This is a genomic window from Streptomyces sp. NPDC102279, from assembly GCF_044766365.1.
Classification (GTDB): domain Bacteria; phylum Actinomycetota; class Actinomycetes; order Streptomycetales; family Streptomycetaceae; genus Streptomyces.
Genome location: NZ_JBIWLU010000012.1, coordinates 38,435 through 54,227 on the forward strand (window position 1 = coordinate 38,435; position 15,793 = coordinate 54,227).

Annotated in this window: 14 protein-coding genes; 8 read left to right on the forward strand and 6 right to left on the reverse strand. The window is 72.2% G+C overall.

Annotated elements, in window-relative coordinates; genetic code table 11:
• Window positions 1–81 precede the first annotated feature (81 nt).
• Complete coding sequence (locus tag ACIRQH_RS29130; protein WP_358815186.1) at window positions 82–1,149, forward strand: class I SAM-dependent methyltransferase; 1,068 nt, start codon at window positions 82–84, stop codon at window positions 1,147–1,149.
• 24 nt (window positions 1,150–1,173) lie between these two features.
• On the opposite strand, the gene ACIRQH_RS29135 is transcribed toward ACIRQH_RS29130, so the two are convergent.
• Complete coding sequence (locus ACIRQH_RS29135; RefSeq protein WP_358815185.1) at window positions 1,174–2,373, reverse strand: bifunctional adenosylcobinamide kinase/adenosylcobinamide-phosphate guanylyltransferase; 1,200 nt, start codon at window positions 2,371–2,373, stop codon at window positions 1,174–1,176.
• 113 nt (window positions 2,374–2,486) lie between these two features.
• Here ACIRQH_RS29135 and ACIRQH_RS29140 point away from each other — a divergent pair, with 113 nt between their 5' ends.
• Complete coding sequence (locus ACIRQH_RS29140; protein ID WP_358815184.1) at window positions 2,487–2,699, forward strand: hypothetical protein; 213 nt, start codon at window positions 2,487–2,489, stop codon at window positions 2,697–2,699.
• Between the two features lie 79 nt (window positions 2,700–2,778).
• Here the strand turns inward: ACIRQH_RS29140 and ACIRQH_RS29145 are convergent, their stop codons facing one another.
• The 3 genes from ACIRQH_RS29145 to ACIRQH_RS29155 all read right to left on the reverse strand — a co-directional run bounded on the left by ACIRQH_RS29145 (window position 2,779) and on the right by ACIRQH_RS29155 (window position 5,382).
• The gene (locus ACIRQH_RS29145) at window positions 2,779–3,879 is read right to left on the reverse strand and encodes a S1C family serine protease (RefSeq protein WP_388865056.1); all 1,101 of its coding nucleotides are present in this window, start codon (window positions 3,877–3,879) and stop codon (window positions 2,779–2,781) included.
• Between the two features lie 94 nt (window positions 3,880–3,973).
• Window positions 3,974–4,675 (reverse strand): methyltransferase domain-containing protein, encoded by a 702-nt coding sequence (locus ACIRQH_RS29150; RefSeq protein WP_358815182.1) that lies wholly within the window; start codon window positions 4,673–4,675, stop codon window positions 3,974–3,976.
• Between the two features lie 83 nt (window positions 4,676–4,758).
• The gene (locus ACIRQH_RS29155) at window positions 4,759–5,382 is read right to left on the reverse strand and encodes a DUF3043 domain-containing protein (RefSeq protein ID WP_358815181.1); all 624 of its coding nucleotides are present in this window, start codon (window positions 5,380–5,382) and stop codon (window positions 4,759–4,761) included.
• Between the two features lie 246 nt (window positions 5,383–5,628).
• Here ACIRQH_RS29155 and ACIRQH_RS29160 point away from each other — a divergent pair, with 246 nt between their 5' ends.
• The 5 genes from ACIRQH_RS29160 (at window position 5,629) to ACIRQH_RS29180 (ending at window position 12,051) form a co-directional block, all read left to right on the forward strand.
• Entirely contained in the window at window positions 5,629–6,426 is a 798-nt protein-coding gene (locus ACIRQH_RS29160; protein WP_358815343.1) for a PspA/IM30 family protein, read from the forward strand.
• 29 nt (window positions 6,427–6,455) lie between these two features.
• Entirely contained in the window at window positions 6,456–6,734 is a 279-nt protein-coding gene (locus ACIRQH_RS29165; protein ID WP_351424478.1) for a hypothetical protein, read from the forward strand.
• Window positions 6,735–6,870: 136 nt separating this feature from the next.
• On the forward strand, window positions 6,871–8,091 hold the full coding sequence (locus ACIRQH_RS29170; protein ID WP_388865059.1) for a sensor histidine kinase: 1,221 nt from the start codon (window positions 6,871–6,873) through the stop codon (window positions 8,089–8,091).
• Window positions 8,088–8,771: a response regulator transcription factor gene (locus ACIRQH_RS29175; RefSeq protein WP_358815179.1), complete on the forward strand. Its 684-nt coding sequence runs from the start codon at window positions 8,088–8,090 to the stop codon at window positions 8,769–8,771. Before ACIRQH_RS29170 ends, ACIRQH_RS29175 begins: the two co-directional genes overlap by 4 nt.
• 154 nt (window positions 8,772–8,925) lie before the next feature.
• Window positions 8,926–12,051 (forward strand): efflux RND transporter permease subunit, encoded by a 3,126-nt coding sequence (locus ACIRQH_RS29180; protein WP_388929822.1) that lies wholly within the window; start codon window positions 8,926–8,928, stop codon window positions 12,049–12,051.
• A 92-nt stretch (window positions 12,052–12,143) separates the two neighbouring features.
• On the opposite strand, the gene nadA is transcribed toward ACIRQH_RS29180, so the two are convergent.
• On the reverse strand, window positions 12,144–13,328 hold the full coding sequence (gene nadA / locus ACIRQH_RS29185) for a quinolinate synthase NadA (protein ID WP_358815177.1): 1,185 nt from the start codon (window positions 13,326–13,328) through the stop codon (window positions 12,144–12,146).
• Between the two features lie 336 nt (window positions 13,329–13,664).
• Here nadA and ACIRQH_RS29190 point away from each other — a divergent pair, with 336 nt between their 5' ends.
• Complete coding sequence (locus ACIRQH_RS29190) at window positions 13,665–14,021, forward strand: iron-sulfur cluster assembly accessory protein (RefSeq protein ID WP_328555957.1); 357 nt, start codon at window positions 13,665–13,667, stop codon at window positions 14,019–14,021.
• A gap of 219 nt (window positions 14,022–14,240) precedes the next feature.
• Here the strand turns inward: ACIRQH_RS29190 and ACIRQH_RS29195 are convergent, their stop codons facing one another.
• Window positions 14,241–15,737 carry a hypothetical protein gene (locus tag ACIRQH_RS29195; RefSeq protein WP_404227899.1) on the reverse strand — a complete coding sequence of 499 codons (1,497 nt, stop codon included), beginning with the start codon at window positions 15,735–15,737 and terminating at the stop codon, window positions 14,241–14,243.
• Between the last annotated feature and the right edge of the window lie 56 nt (window positions 15,738–15,793).

Sequence of the window (15,793 nt, forward strand, 5' to 3'; positions counted from 1 at the left end):
CGTCGTTGCGCTCCGGAACGCGCTCACATACGTACCGTTTGTGTCGGATTGTCGTACGGCTCGTCCCCGACAGGAGCGCCCATGCCCCCCACCTCGCTGCCGATCGCCGAACGCCGGGCCGCCTACGCGGCCGAACTCGCCCAGGGCACCGAGCGGTTCCACGAACCGCGCCGCGCCGACTGCCCCTGGTGCGGCTCGCGGCGCCTGCGCACCCGGCTGCGGACGCCCGACCTGCGGCAGCGCAAGCCGGGGACGTTCGTCGTCGATCAGTGCGGGGACTGCGCCCACGCCTTCCAGAACCCCCGGCTCACCGCCGAGGGGCTGGCCTTCTATGACCGGGACGGCCGGGAGGAGGCCCACGCGGGCCTGGCCGACCGGCTGCTCGGCGCCCGCGGCGGCACCCGCCGCCACCGCGCCGCCGCCCGCGCCATGCTGCCCTTCCCCGAGCCGGAGAGCTGGCTCGACATCGGCACCGGGCTCGGACACTTCCCGGAGGCGGCGCGGGAGGTCCTCCCGTACACGTCCTTCGACGGGCTCGACGCGACACGGCGTGTCGAGACGGCGCGCGCCGCCGGGCGGGTGGAGGAGGCCCACGTCGGCCTGCTCACCGACCCGCGGATCGCCGAGCGGCTGCGCGGCCGGTACGACGTCGTGAGCATGTTCCACCATCTGGAGCACACCCCCGACCCGCGCGAGGAACTGCGCGCCGCCCTGGAGGTGCTCCGCCCCGGCGGCCACCTCCTCGTCGAAGTCCCCGACCCGGACAGCGCGTTCGGCCCCCTGCTCGGCAAGTGGTGGGTGGCGTACGGCCAGCCGCGCCATCTCCACCTCATGCCGCTGCCCAACCTGCTCGGCGAACTGGAGTCCCTCGGCTGCGCCGTCGTCGTGACGGACCGCCGCGAGCCGCACGTCCCCTACGACCTCGCGGGCGCCGTCGCGCTGGCCATCGGCCGGGCCCTCCCCGGCCTCGACGCCCCCTGGCGCCCCGCGCCCCCGACGCCCCTGAAGCGCAGGCTGCGGACGGGCCTGACCAGGGCGTCCGCCCCGCTGCTCGCCACCACCGCGGCCCTCGACCATCTGATGGCCCCCCTCCTGCGCCGCACCCGCTTCTCGAACGCGTACCGCGTCGTCGCCCGCCGGGAGCCCTGAGGGAAGAGCCGCGCGGCCTCCGCCTCAGCCCCGCAGCCGCAACGCCTGCCCCGCCACCAGCAGCAGCACGTGTTCGCACTCGTCGGCGAACTGCGCGTTCAGTCGCCCGAGTTCGTCACGGTAGCGGCGCCCTGACGCCGTGGCCGGGACGATGCCCGAGCCGACCTCGTTCGAGACGGCGACGAGCGTACGGCGGGTGGCGCGGACCGCGGCGACCAGTTCCCGTGTACGGGCGCGCAGGGCGCGTTCGCCGCCGCCGGACCACTCGGCGTCGTCCCACGCGTTCACCTCGTCCATGGCGTCGGTCAGCCACAGGGAGAGGCAGTCGACGAGCAGCGGCGGCCCGTTCTCCGTGAGGAGCGGGACCAGGTCGCAGGTCTCGACGGTGCGCCAGGACCCGGGCCGCCGCTCACGGTGGGTGCTGACGCGCGACGCCCACTCGGAGTCCCCGCCGCGCGTGCCCCCGGTGGCGACGTACAGCACGTCCGGGAACGCCTCCAGGCGCCGCTCCGCCTCCACCGACTTGCCCGACCGCGCCCCGCCGAGCACCAGCGTCCTGCGCGGCACGTCCGGCACGTCCTCGTAGACACCCACGTCGAGCGTCGTCCCGTCGGGCACCGCCCGCGCGCCCGCCGCCGCGAGCCGCCGCCGCAGCTCGGGCCCGGGCGGCACGTCGTGGTCGAGGTGCACCGCGATCACGTCCGTCGTCGGGCCGATCGCACCGGCCGCCCGCAGCCTCGCCAGCGCGTCAGGCCGCCCCACGACGTCGGCGAGCACCATGTTGTACGAATCGCCGTTCTCGTCCAGGCCCGCCGGCGCGCCGCCCGGCGGCAGATACAGCAGCCGCAGCCCGTCCGGCCCGGTCACCGCGTATCCCGTGCCGGGCGCGTCCATCGGCACCGCCCGTACCCGGTGTCCGGTCAGCAGCGTCAACTCCCGCCCGTCCGGCACCCGGCCGGGTTGCGGCAGCCCGGCCGGCACCTCGACGGCGGGCCCGTCGTGCGGATGCGAGAGCAGGGCCTGCCGGACGCCGCTCAGCGACTGTCCGGCCCGCGCCGCCGCGAACGCGGCGCCCGGGGTCAGGTCGAGGAGCAGCGTGCCGTCGACGAGCAGCGCGGTCGCCGCGCGCGCCCTCTCACCGAGCGCGGACGCGCAGGCCGCGCAGGGACAGTCGGGGCGGGGCAGGCCCGCGGGGGCACCGGTGCCGAGCAGAGTCAGTTCCACGCCGACGATTTTCCCGTGTCCCCGCAGGTCTTGCGCGTCCGGCTAGGCTTCTGACGGGAGCCGGATCTTGTCCGGCTCGCGCTGTGCAGTGTGCTCACATCTTGGAGGCGTACATGGCGGCATGGACGTGGCGGTTCGAGAAGTCCGACGGGACAGAGGTCCAACCCGCGGTGCAGCCCGAGGAGTTCACCACGCAGGGCGACGCCGAGTCCTGGATCGGCGAGGTCTGGAAGGACCTGCTGGCGGGCGGCGCGGACCAGGTGTTCCTCTCCGAGGACAGCACGCGGATCTATGGTCCGATGAGTCTGCACGCCGAACCGGAGTAGGCCGGTCGGGGTTGCCGGGGCCCCGCCCCGGCAACCCGCGCGGCCGGCCCGTCCCGGGGCCCCTGGTTCGGATCACGCCCTAGATCTCACCCAGCGTCACCTCGACCGTCCTGCGGTTCCCGTCGCGGGTGTACGTCACCTTGGCCTTGTCGCCCGGCTTGTCCGCGGCGAGCGCCTCGGAGAGCGAGGTGATGCTGGTGACCGCCGTGTCGTCGAGCCCGACGATGACGTCGCCCGGCTCGATCCCGGCCTTGTCGGCCGCGCCGCCGCTCTTCACCTGAGCCACGGCGACGCCCGCGGGCTGCGAGGCGGAGTCCACCACGGTCCGTCCGGTGATGCCGAGCGCGGCCCGGCCCGAGTCGGTGACCCGGCCGTCCTTGATGATCTGGTCCGCGACCGTTCTCACCATGGAGGCGGGGATCGCGAAGCCGATGCCGGGCGCCGCGCTGTTGCCGAGGTCGGGGTCGGTGGCGGCGAGGGTCGGGATGCCGATGACCTGGCCGTCGAGGTTCACCAGCGCGCCCCCGCTGTTGCCCGGGTTGATCGCCGCCGAGGTCTGCACCATGTTGGCGATGGTGGCGCCCGTACCGCCCCCGGAACCGCCCTCGCTGACGGTGCGTCCGGTCGCCGACACGATGCCCTGGGTCACGCTGGACGACAGGCCGAGCGGAGAGCCCATCGCGAGCACGATGTGCCCGACCTGCACCTTCGAGGAGTCCCCGAAGACCGCCGCCTTCAGTCCCTGCGGCGGCTTGTCCAGCTTGATGACCGCGAGGTCCTGCTCCGGGTACGCGTAGACCAGGCTCGCCGTCAGCTCGCCCTCGTCGCTGGCCGTCGTGACCGTGAACTTCTTCTCGTCCCCGACGACGTGCGCGTTGGTGACGATGCGTCCCGAGTCGTCGTACACCACGCCCGAGCCGAGCGCGCCGCTCGCCTGGATCTGCACCACCGACGGCAGAACGTTCTTGATCACCTTCAGGTAGTTGTCCTGGAGGTCGTCTGCCGCCGCGGGCACCGCCGCCCGCGTGGTGGTCGAGCCCTCCTTCCGGCCGGAGCCGGTCGCCGCCTCGTCGGCCGAGCAGCCGGACACCAGCACCGCCACGCCGGCCAGCAGCGCCAGCGACGCGCGGCGGCGGAGGGGATGAACACGGGCGCGGGCGGGGGCACGGGAGGCATCCATGCCCGAAGTGTCGCTTCGCGCCGGGCGTCACTGCCTCCGGTGCTCACCCGAACGGGTCGAGGGGCTCTTACGGGCCCTGCTGTCGGCCGGGCCGTCAGCCCCGTACGCCGCACAGGTGCAGCAGTGCCGCCACCTGGCGGTACGGATCGGTGCGCCCGGCCCGCTCCTCGGCGGCCAGCAGCGTCTCCACGTCCCCGGGAACGGCCGCACCGTCGGTCGCGGTGTCCGTGAAGACCCGCACCCCGTACCAGGCGTGCAGCGGTGCCCCGATCCCGGCGAGCGCGCCGGTCAGCGTCGAGAGCCGGTCGGCGCGGACGTCCAGCCCGAGTCGGTTCGTGTAGGCGGTCGTGTCGAAGGCGGACAGCGTCGCCGCCCAGTCGCCGTGCAGACCGGGGCGCATGGCCAGCGCGTCCGCGTTGCGCACCAGCAGCGAGAGCAGGCCGCCCGGGGCCAGCATCCGCGCGAGGCCCGCGAGGAGCGCGTCCGGCTCCTGGACGTACATCAGGACGCCGTGGCACAGCACCACGTCGAAACTGCCCGGCAGGAAGTGCACACCGGTCTCGCGCCCGTCGCCCTCGATGAGACGCACCCGGCTCCGGATGCCCTCGGGCTCGGCGGCCAGCGCCTGCCGGGCCGCGGACAGCATCGTCGCGTCCTGTTCGAGGCCGGTCACCTGGTGGCCGGCCCGGGCGAGCCGCAGCGCCTGCGTGCCCTGGCCCATCCCGACGTCCAGCACCCGCAGCCGCTGCCCCACCGGGTAGCGCCCGGCTATCTGCTCGTCGAGCTGCCGGGCCACCAGCTCCTGTCGTACGACATCACGCAGGCCGCTCAGCCTGCTCAGCCAGGCATCCGCCGCGCCCCCGGAGAAAGACGTCGCGCTCAGGGCCGCTCTCCGCGCTTGACCTGCGGCTTCGGCAGCCGGAGACGACGCATCTGGAGGGTGCGCATCAGCGCGTAGCGGACCGCGCCCTTGGTGGGCTGGTCGGGGAAGCGCTGGGCGAGCTGCTTCCTCATGCGGATCGCGATGCCGACCGAGTCGAGCACGATCAGCACGATGACGACCAGCCACAGCAGCAGCGCGATGTTCTGCAGCGCGCCGACGCGCAGCATGCTCATGATGAGGATGACCACGGCCATGGGCAGGAAGAACTCGGCGACACAGAACCGCGAGTCCACGAAGTCACGCGCGAAGCGGCGCACCGGGCCCTTGTCGCGCGCGGGCAGGTAGCGCTCGTCGCCGCTGGCCAGTGCCTGGCGCTGGCGCTCCATCTGGGTGCGACGGTCGTCGCGCTGGCGCTTGGCCGCCTCCTTGCGCGTCGTCGGCGTCGTGGCGACGCTGCGGCGCTGGGTCTGGGCCTCACTGCGCTTCGGAGTGGGGCGGCCCTTGGGGGCCTGCGGGTCACGGGTCATCTTGGAGTCGGCCTGCGCCTTGGCGGCGGGGGCCTTCTCTTCCTTCGCACGGCTTCGGAACACAAAACCCAAGGGTACGGGGTTCGCGGGCATGGACGTCGTGCGAGTGGGGAACGATCCGGCAACACCGTACGTCTGTAGTGGGACAGAGGGGACGTTGCGCCCGGGTGGAACCCGGGTGTCACCTACTCCCTACGCCGGAGTGGTGCCGCTCGCAGTCGTCCTTGGGGATGAGCGCATCCGTCCCCGAACAGTGCGGTAATGGATGCAGGGCCCGTACTGTGGGTTCTGTTGCAGTACCTGGAGCTGGAGTCCGTCAGAAGGGGGCGCGCGAAGCCCATGAGCGGTGTCATGAAGCGTATGGGGATGATCTTCCGCGCGAAGGCGAACAAGGCCCTTGACCGGGCCGAGGACCCGCGCGAAACCCTCGATTACTCGTACCAGAAGCAGCTGGAGCTGCTCCAGAAGGTGCGCCGTGGTGTCGCCGACGTGGCGACCAGCCGCAAGCGCCTGGAACTGCAGCTGAACCAGCTCCAGAGCCAGTCCACCAAGCTGGAGGACCAGGGCCGCAAGGCCCTCGCGCTCGGCCGCGAGGACCTCGCCCGTGAGGCGCTGTCCCGTCGCGCCGCGCTGCAGCAGCAGGTGACCGACCTGGAGACGCAGCACCAGACGCTGCAGGGCGAGGAGGAGAAGCTCACCCTCGCGGCCCAACGCCTCCAGGCCAAGGTCGACGCCTTCCGCACGAAGAAGGAGACGATCAAGGCCACGTACACGGCGGCGCAGGCGCAGACCCGGATCGGGGAGGCCTTCTCCGGCATCTCCGAGGAGATGGGCGACGTCGGCATGGCCATCCAGCGGGCCGAGGACAAGACCGCGCAGCTCCAGGCGCGGGCCGGCGCGATCGACGAACTGCTCGCCTCCGGCGCCCTGGACGACCAGTCGGGTCTGGCCAAGGACGACATCCAGAGCGAGCTGGACCGGCTCTCCGGTGGTACGGATGTAGAGCTGGAGCTGCAGCGCATGAAGGCGGAGCTGGCCGGCGGTTCCTCGTCGTCGCAGCAGGCGATCGAGGGCGGCCCGGGTCAGTCCCAGTCGTCGCCGCAGCCCCAGGACACACCCCGTTTCGACAAGCAGTGACCTACCGGGCCCACGCCTGAGGAGGCGACATGATCGTACGGATCATGGGGGAGGGGCAGGTGAGGCTGGACGATGCCCGCCTCACCGAGCTGAACAGGCTGGACGACGAGCTGCTCGCCGAGATGCAGCGCGGCGACGACTCCGGCTTCCGCCGCACCCTGGGGGCACTCCTGGACGCGGTCCGCGCGGCCGGGTCCCCGCTCCCCGACGACTCGCTGGAGCCGTCGGAACTCATCCTCCCGTCCCCGGACGCCACGCTCGAAGAGGTCCGGGAGATGCTCAGCGACGACGGCCTGATCCCGGGCTGACCCCACCTCCAACGGCGGGGTCGGCCCCGGTCCCGGTGCCGGTGTCCGGCGCGGCCCGGGACAGCGGCGGGAGCGTGGCCGACAGCACCCGTACCACCCGGTCCCGGCCACGGCAGGGCACCGTACCGTGGGCGGGGTGAGCACCCTGGAGCGTACGAGGGACTGGCTGCGGGCCCACCCCCTCGCCCTGGACGCCGCCCTCGCCGCCGGCGTCCTCGCCTGTATGGCGGCCGGCTCCTTCGTCGACCCGCACGGTGAGAACGGCACGACCTGGAGCGCCCGCACCCCCGACGCCCTCAGCCTCGTCCTCATGGTGCTCGGCGCCGGCGCGCTGGTCTTCCGCCGCCGGGCCCCCATGAAGGTCCTTCTGGCGACCGTCGGGTTCTCCCTCGTCGAGCTGTTCACCGGCGATCCCCGGGCCCCGGTGGTGATGTCCGCCGTCGTCGCCCTGTACACCGTGGCCTCGACGACCGACCGTCCCACGACCTGGCGGGTCGGACTGGTCACCATGACCGTCCTGACCGCTGTCGCGATGCTCGCCGGGCCGCTGCCCTGGTACGCCCAGGAGAACCTCGGCATCTTCGCCTGGACCGGCATGGCCGCCGCCGCGGGCGACGCCGTCCGCAGCCGGCGCGCCTTCGTGCACGCCATCCGGGAGCGCGCCGAACGCGCCGAACGCACCCGCGAGGAGGAGGCGCGCCGACGGGTCGCCGAGGAACGGCTGCGCATCGCCCGTGACCTGCACGACGTCGTCGCCCACCACATCGCGCTCGTCAACGTGCAGGCGGGCGTCGCCTCCCACGTCATGGACAAGCGGCCCGACCAGGCCAAGGAGGCCCTCGCCCACGTACGCGAGGCCAGCCGGTCGGCGCTGAACGAGCTGCGCGCCACCGTCGGCCTGCTGCGCCAGACCGGCGACCCCGAGGCCCCCACCGAACCCGCCCCCGGACTGGCCCGGCTCGACGAACTCGCCGACACCTTCCGCAACGCGGGCCTGCCCGTGGAAGTGGCCCGTTCCGACCGGGACACCGTGCTGCCCGCCGCCGTCGACCTCGCCGCGTACCGCGTGATCCAGGAGGCCCTGACCAACGTCCGCAAGCACGCGGGGCCGGGGGCGAAGGCCGAGGTCAGCGTCGTGCGGGTCGGCACCAACGTGGAGGTGACCGTCCTCGACAACGGGCCGGGACAGGACATCGGCCCGCAGGAGGGCGGCGGGCACGGACTGCTCGGCATGCGGGAGCGGGTCACGGCGATCGGCGGCACCTGCACGGCCGGTCCCCGCTACGGAGGCGGCTTCCGCGTCCATGCGATCCTTCCGGTCAAGAACCGCACGCCTGCCCTGGGGGACCCCGTATGACCATCCGTGTCGTGCTCGCCGACGACCAGGCACTGCTGCGCAGCGCGTTCCGCGTGCTGGTCGACTCGGAGCCGGACATGGAGGTCGTGGCCGAGGCGGCCGACGGCGCCGAGGCGGTCGCGCTGACCCGCAGCGAGCGGGCCGACGTCGTGCTCATGGACATCCGTATGCCCGGCACGGACGGTCTCGCCGCCACCCGCCTCATCACCGCCGACCCGGGCCTCGCGCACGTCCGGGTCGTGATGCTGACGACGTTCGAGGTCGACGAGTACGTGGTGCAGTCGCTACGGGCCGGCGCCTCCGGGTTCCTCGGCAAGGGCGCCGAACCCGACGAACTGCTCGCCGCCATCCGGATCGCGGCCGGCGGCGAGGCCCTGCTGTCCCCGGCGGCGACCAAGGGGCTGATCGCCAAGTTCCTCGCGCAGGGCGACGGCGCCGAGGACGGGCCCGGCCCGGCCGGTGCCGGCCGGCTCGCCGCACTCACCGGACGCGAGCGCGAGGTCCTCGTCCAGGTCGCCGGAGGCCACTCCAACGACGAGATCGCCGAGCGCCTCGAAGTCAGCCCGCTCACGGTGAAGACGCACGTCAACCGGGCCATGGCCAAGCTCGGCGCCCGCGACCGGGCCCAACTCGTCGTGATCGCGTACGAGTCCGGCCTGGTACGTCCACGGGTGGACTGAGGTTCACCTGGGCGTACTGCGCCTGGAGTAGGTTCCGCGTAAGGAAATGGACCCAGGGGCTACGGATCGTCGCCCGTTCATGGCCCAGGGTGTGACGTGGGGATCCCACGCTCCCCGCCTTCCGCTCGAACCACAGAAGAGAGACCCACCACCCATGTCCTGGCTGTCCAGATTCAGCCTCGCGCAGCGGGCCCTCATCGGGCTGATGTCGATCATCGCGCTCGCTTTCGGGGCGATAGCGATCCCCCAGCTCAAGCAGCAACTGCTGCCCACCATCGAACTGCCCATGGTGTCCGTGCTCGCGCCGTACCAGGGTGCCTCTCCGGATGTGGTCGAGAAGCAGGTCGTCGAGCCCATCGAGGACAACCTCGAAGGCGTCGACGGCATCACGGGTGTCACCTCCACCGCCGCCGAGGGCAACGCCGTGATCATGGCGTCCTTCGACTACGGCAACGACACCAAGCAGCTCGTCGCCGACGTCCAGCAGGCCGTGAACCGGGCCCGCGCCCAGCTCCCGGACAGCGTGGACCCGCAGGTCATCGCGGGTTCGACCGACGACATGCCGACCGTCGTCCTCGCCGTCACCTCCGACAAGGACCAGCAGGCGCTCTCCGACCGGCTCGACCGCACCGTCGTCCCGGCCCTCGAGGACGTCGACGGCGTCGGCCGGGTCACCGTCGCCGGTGTGCGGGACCTCCAGGTCACCGTCACGCCCGACGACGGGAAGATGGCGAAGGCCGGACTCGGCTCCACCGCCCTCGGCCAGGCGCTGCAGGCCGGCGGGGCGACCGTCCCGGCCGGCTCCTTCGACGAGGACGGCAGCAACCGCACCGTCCAGGTCGGCGGCGGCTTCACCTCGCTCGGACAGATCAAGGACCTGATGGTCTCCGGCGGCCCCGGCAAGAAGCCGGTGCGCCTCGGCGCCGTCGCCACCGTCCGGCAGGAGCAGGCCCCGGCCGACTCCATCACGCGCACCGACGGCCGTCCGAGCCTCGCCGTGAGCGTCACCATGGACCACGACGGCAGCGCGGTCGCCATCTCCGACGCCGTCCAGGACAAGCTCCCCGGTCTGCGCGAGGACCTCGGCGCCGGCTCGACGATCACCGTCGTCAGCGACCAGGGACCCGCCGTCTCCAAGTCCATCCACGGACTGACCACCGAGGGCGCCCTCGGCCTCCTCTTCGCGGTCCTGGTCATCCTGCTGTTCCTCGCGTCGGTCCGCTCGACGCTGGTCACCGCGGTGTCCATCCCGCTGTCCGTGGTGCTGGCGCTGGTCGTGCTGTGGACCCGCGACCTGTCGCTCAACATGCTGACGCTCGGCGCGCTCACCATCGCGATCGGCCGGGTCGTCGACGACTCGATCGTCGTCCTGGAGAACATCAAGCGGCACCTCGGATACGGCGAGGAGCGCGAACAGGCGATCCTCGCGGCGGTACGCGAGGTGGCCGGAGCGGTCACCTCCTCGACCCTCACCACGGTCGCCGTCTTCCTGCCGATCGGCCTGACCGGCGGCATGGTGGGCGAACTGTTCGGCTCCTTCAGCCTGACGGTCACGGCGGCGCTCCTCGCCTCCCTGCTCGTCTCGCTGACGGTCGTCCCGGTGCTCTCCTACTGGTTCCTGCGCGCACCCAAGGGCACGCCCGCGGACGCCGAGGAGGCCCGGCGCAAGGCCGAGGAGAAGGAGGAGCGCAGCCGCCTGCAGCGCTTCTACGTCCCCGTCCTGCGCTTCGCGACGCGTCGCCGGCTCACCAGTGTGCTGATCGCGGCCGCCGTCCTCGTCGGCACGTTCGGCATGGCGCCCCTGCTGAAGACGAACTTCTTCGACCAGGGCGATCAGGAAGTCCTCACCGTCAAGCAGGAGTTGAAGCCCGGCACCAGCCTGGCCGCGACCGACGCGCAGGCGAAGAAGGTGGAGAAGCTCCTCGGCGGCATCAAGGGCGTCAAGAACTACCAGGTCACCATCGGCTCCTCCGGTTTCATGGCGGCCTTCGGCGGCGGTACGGACACCAACCAGGCGTCCTACCAGGTCATGCTGGACGACTCGGCGTCGTACGAGGACGTCCAGAACCGCATCGAGAAGGGGCTCGGCGAGCTCTCCGGCGTCGGTACCACCACGGTGTCCGCCGGTGACGGCTTCGGCAGCCAGGACCTCAGCGTCGTCGTGAAGGCGGCCGACGGGGACGTGCTGCGCGAGGCCGCGGGCAAGGTCCGCGACGAGGTCGCGAAGCTCGACGACGTCACCGACGTCACGAGCGACCTCGCGCAGAGCGTGCCGCGCATCTCGGTCAAGGCCAACTCCAAGGCGGCCGCGGCCGGTTTCGACGACGCCACGCTCGGCGCGGCCGTCGGCGAGGCGGTCCGCGGCACGACCAGCGGCAAGGCGATCCTGGACGACTCCGAGCGGGACGTCGTCATCAGGTCCGCCGAGCCGGCCACCACCCTCGCGGAGCTGCGCGGGCTGCGGCTCGGCGCGGTGAAGCTCGGTGACATCGCGGACGTCGAGCTGGTCGACGGGCCGGTCTCGATGACCCGGATCGACGGTCAGCGCGCGGCCACCGTCACGGCCAAGCCGACCGGCGACAACACGGGCGCGGTCAGCGCGGACCTCTCGGCGAAGCTCGACAAGCTGAAGCTGCCCGCGGGCGCCACGGCGTCGATCGGCGGCGTCTCGTCGGACCAGGACGACGCGTTCGCGTCGCTGGGCCTCGCGATGCTGGCGGCGATCGCGATCGTCTTCATGCTGCTGGTGGCGACGTTCCGCTCGCTGATCCAGCCGCTGATCCTGCTCGTGTCGATCCCGTTCGCCTCGACCGGCGCGATCGGCCTGCTCGTCCTCACCGGCACCCCCATGGGCGTGCCGGCGATGATCGGCATGCTGATGCTCATCGGCATCGTGGTGACCAACGCGATCGTGCTGATCGACCTCGTCAACCAGTACCGCAGGCAGGGGTACGGCGTGGTCGAGGCCGTCGTCGAGGGCGGCCGGCACCGGCTCCGTCCGATCCTGATGACGGCACTGGCGACGATCTTCGCCCTGCTGCCGATGGCGCTGGGTGTGACCGGCGAGGGCGGCTTCATCGCGCAGCCGCTCGCGGTGGTCGTGATCGGCGGTCTCATCACCTCGACCCTGCTGACCCTGCTGCTCGTCCCGACGCTCTACGCGATGGTCGAACTCCGCAAGGAGCGCCGGGCGAAGAAGAAGGCGGCGAAGCGGGCGGCGACGTCCGGTCAGGACGACGTCAGCCACGAGGACAGGTCCCCGGAGCCGGCCGGAGTCTGACCCGGTTCCGCACAGGGCCCCCGTCCCGGCGTTCACGCGCCGGGACGGGGGCCCTCGTGTGCTCCGCGGACGCACGGCCCGCGGAGCACGGACTACGGCAGCGCCAGCATCCGCTCCAGCGCCAGCTTGGCGAACGCCTCGGTCTCCTTGTCGACCTCGATCCGGTTGACGAGGTTGCCCTCGGCGAGGGACTCAAGGGTCCACACCAGGTGCGGCAGGTCGATGCGGTTCATCGTCGAGCAGAAGCAGACCGTCTTGTCGAGGAAGACGATCTCCTTGTCCTCGGGCGCGAAGCGCTTCGCGAGGCGCCGCACGAGGTTCAGCTCCGTGCCGATCGCCCACTTGGACCCGGCCGGGGCGGCCTCCAGGGCCTTGATGATGTACTCCGTGGAGCCGACGTAGTCCGCCGCCGCCACGACCTCGTGCTTGCACTCGGGGTGCACGAGGACGTTGACGCCGGGAATGCGCTCGCGCACGTCGTTCACCGAGTCCACGCTGAAGCGGCCGTGCACCGAGCAGTGGCCGCGCCACAGGATCATCTTCGCGTCGCGCAGCTGCTCCGTGGTGAGCCCGCCGTTCGGCTTGTGCGGGTTGTAGAGCACGCAGTCGTCCAGGGACATGCCCAGGTCGCGGACGGCGGTGTTGCGGCCGAGGTGCTGGTCGGGCAGGAAGAGCACCTTCGAACCCTGCTCGAAGGCCCACTCCAGGGCCCGCTCGGCGTTCGAGGACGTGCAGATCGTGCCGCCGTGCCGGCCGGTGAACGCCTTGATGTCGGCGGACGAGTTCATGTACGACACGGGCACGACCTGCTCGGCTATGCCGGCCTCCGTCAGCACGTCCCAGCACTCGGCGACCTGCTCGGCGGTGGCCATGTCGGCCATCGAGCAGCCCGCGGCGAGGTCGGGAAGGACGACCTTCTGGTCGTCGCCGGTGAGGATGTCCGCGGACTCGGCCATGAAGTGCACACCGCAGAACACGATGTACTCGGCCTCCGGGCGGCCCGCCGCGTCGCGGGCGAGCTTGAAGGAGTCACCGGTCACGTCCGCGAACTGGATGACCTCGTCGCGCTGGTAGTGGTGGCCGAGCACGAAGACCTTGTCGCCGAGCTTCTCCTTGGCCGCGCGGGCGCGCTCGACCAGGTCCGGGTCGGACGGGGAGGGCAGGTCGCCGGGGCACTCGACGCCGCGCTCGCTCCTCGGGTCGGCCTCGCGGCCGAGCAGCAGCAGGGCGAGGGGCGTCGGCTGTACGTCGAGATCCTGGGTCTGGGCGGTGGTCACGACACGCACCCTTTCTGTTCTGCGGCTCGCCGGGCTCGTAAGGGAGCGGGCCCGGCGGGAACGGTGCCTTTTCGTCGAATTGACGTTATCTATCATAACCGCTTCACGTCATGTTGACGACGTCCATAGCGTCCATGTGACGTGAATCCCGGTCGCCGTTCCGGCGGGGTGCCCCCGGTGTCCGTGGGGTTGTCCACAGGCCGTGGCCCGTGCGCGGGCGTGTGTGCGAGCATGAACGGAGAAGGCAAAGACACGCACACGGCCCGGAATGAATCCGCGGCCCCGCCGGTTGGAACCGTCGGCAAGCAGTCTCCGTACAACCCGGGAGAGAAGCAGATGTCCGTATCGGACGAGACCACCACCGTGAGCGACGGCATCATGCTGTCGGACGCCGCCGCGGGCAAGGTCAAGGCCCTGCTCGACCAGGAAGGCCGTGAGGACCTGGCGCTGCGCGTCGCCGTTCAGCCCGGCGGCTGCTCCGGTCTGCGGTATCAGCTGTTCTTCGACGAGCGCTCCCTCGACGGCGACGTCGTGAAGGACTTCGACGGCGTCAAGGTCGTCACCGACCGCATGAGCGCCCCGTACCTCGGCGGCGCCTCGATCGACTTCGTGGACACCATCGAGAAGCAGGGCTTCACGATCGACAACCCGAACGCGACCGGCTCCTGCGCCTGCGGCGACTCCTTCAGCTAGGACGGCACGGCCCGGCCGGGCCCGGCATCGACCGGGCCCGGGTTCGCCGGTGCCGACTGCCACTGAGCCGAGCCCGCGGCTCACGGCTCCGGCCGAACACGTCCGCACGCCGAGTACGGACGAAGGCGGCGTCCCCCTCCGACAGGGACGCCGCCTTCGTGTATCCGGAACCCGCCGGGCCGCCGCAGCCGACCTCGCGCTCCGCCGTGACCGCCGTCGCTAGCGCGGTCCCGCGGCGGTGGATCCGGACGCTCCGGGCTCGGTGACCCGCCCCTGGTGGATCGCCCGGCCGTCACTCCCGACGACGCTCCGGCCGTCCAGAGGCCCGTCCAGACGCACCGTCCGCTCGTAGATCTTGGCGATCAGGATGCAGACCTTGCCCTGCTCGGGCTTCTCCGTGACCGTGACGGTCACCTGGTCCCCGCTCTCCTTCGCCGCGACCGTGTAGTGGGCGCACACCCCGCCCGTGAAGGAGACGGTCAGCTCCCTGCCGTCCGCCGTGTAGCCCTGGACGTGCACGTCCCGCGTGGTCACCGACGGGGACGGCTCGCCGCCCGGCGAGGTGGGAGCGGGAGTCGGCTGCCCCGGTGACTCGGGCGCGGTCAGGAACTCCGGGTCGATCGCCGGATGCGTCACGGTGTAGGTGTCCCCTCCACCCGGCGCCCGCACCTCGAACAGCCACGACGGCACCAGCGCCTGCCGCCCGTCCGCCCGGTGCGCCGCCAGTCCGAAGGTCGCCTTCTCCACGGTCACCGTCGGCGCCCGGCCCGCCGCGGTGGGGTGCTCGCACGGCATCTCGTCCCGGTCCTTCAGCGGTACGGGGCTGGCGCAGCCGCCGATCCCCATGCGCCCGCCTCCCGACGGCGAGGCGCCCGAGGTGGATCCGTTCATCAGGTCCAGTGTCCGGCGCGCCCCGACGACCGGGTACGTGTCGCCCTTCACCGGCGTCTTCAACTGACCGCTGCCGCCGATGACATGACCCTCACCGTCGATCTGGAGCCCCGTCGTCCACCCGTAGGTCGGCAGACCGCCCACCACCGGGTCGGCGTTCACCACCCGTACCCGGTCCATGAGTTGGGTCGCGTCGACCTTCGCCTCGTCCTGGCCCACGGCCTTCAGCACGGGAGCCGCCGCCTTCTTCGCCGCGGCCTCGCCGACCGGACCCGGCCCCTTCCCCGACAGGCCGCCCGACCCGCCGGGCCGGCACGGCTTTCCCCGGGGGCAGTTGTCGGTCCCGGGGACCGCGTAGCTGAACGTCCAGGTCCCCGGAGCGTCCGCGTTCACCCGCAGATTGGGCTCCGAACCGTCCTTCACCGCACCGACCGTCCAGGCGTCCCCGACCAGCCGGGGCGTACCGGCCAGGTCCAGCGCCTTCGCCAGCCGCTCCACCTCCACCCGCGTCACGCTGCCCTCGGCCCAGCGGACCGGCGCGGAACCGGGCCCCGCCGGCAGCTTGCCCTCGGCGCGGTAGGTCGTGCCGTAGGGGTCGGGCTCGCCGGGCGCGATGCCGTTCGAGCCGCCGGTGGGTCCGGTGCTCGTGGCCGTCTCGGAGTAACCGTCGAGCGTGAGCGGCGGGGGAGTGCCATTGCCGCCGGGCGCCCCCGAGGAGCCGCTGCCGCCCGCCGCGCTCGTGGCGACGTACGCGCCGCCGCCCCCGACGAGCAGCACCGCCGCGGCGACCGCGACGATCACGGGGGTGTGCCGACGACGCGGCACAGCCGGCCTGTCGTCCTCATGGCGCTCCCCGGAGAGGCCTGCGGCAGGCGCCTCCC

Bases quoted from the DNA above. Each gene is read 5' to 3' on its own strand.
- ACIRQH_RS29175 (WP_358815179.1), top strand. From the start codon at position 8,088: ATGACCATCCGTGTCGTGCTCGCCGACGACCAGGCACTGCTGCGCAGC.
- ACIRQH_RS29160 (WP_358815343.1), top strand. From the start codon at position 5,629: ATGAGCGGTGTCATGAAGCGTATGGGGATGATCTTCCGCGCGAAGGCG.
- ACIRQH_RS29190 (WP_328555957.1), top strand. From the start codon at position 13,665: ATGTCCGTATCGGACGAGACCACCACCGTGAGCGACGGCATCATGCTG.
- ACIRQH_RS29180 (WP_388929822.1), top strand. From the start codon at position 8,926: ATGTCCTGGCTGTCCAGATTCAGCCTCGCGCAGCGGGCCCTCATCGGG.
- ACIRQH_RS29145 (WP_388865056.1), bottom strand. From the start codon at position 3,879: ATGGATGCCTCCCGTGCCCCCGCCCGCGCCCGTGTTCATCCCCTCCGC.
- ACIRQH_RS29165 (WP_351424478.1), top strand. From the start codon at position 6,456: ATGATCGTACGGATCATGGGGGAGGGGCAGGTGAGGCTGGACGATGCC.
- ACIRQH_RS29130 (WP_358815186.1), top strand. From the start codon at position 82: ATGCCCCCCACCTCGCTGCCGATCGCCGAACGCCGGGCCGCCTACGCG.
- ACIRQH_RS29140 (WP_358815184.1), top strand. From the start codon at position 2,487: ATGGCGGCATGGACGTGGCGGTTCGAGAAGTCCGACGGGACAGAGGTC.
- ACIRQH_RS29155 (WP_358815181.1), bottom strand. From the start codon at position 5,382: ATGCCCGCGAACCCCGTACCCTTGGGTTTTGTGTTCCGAAGCCGTGCG.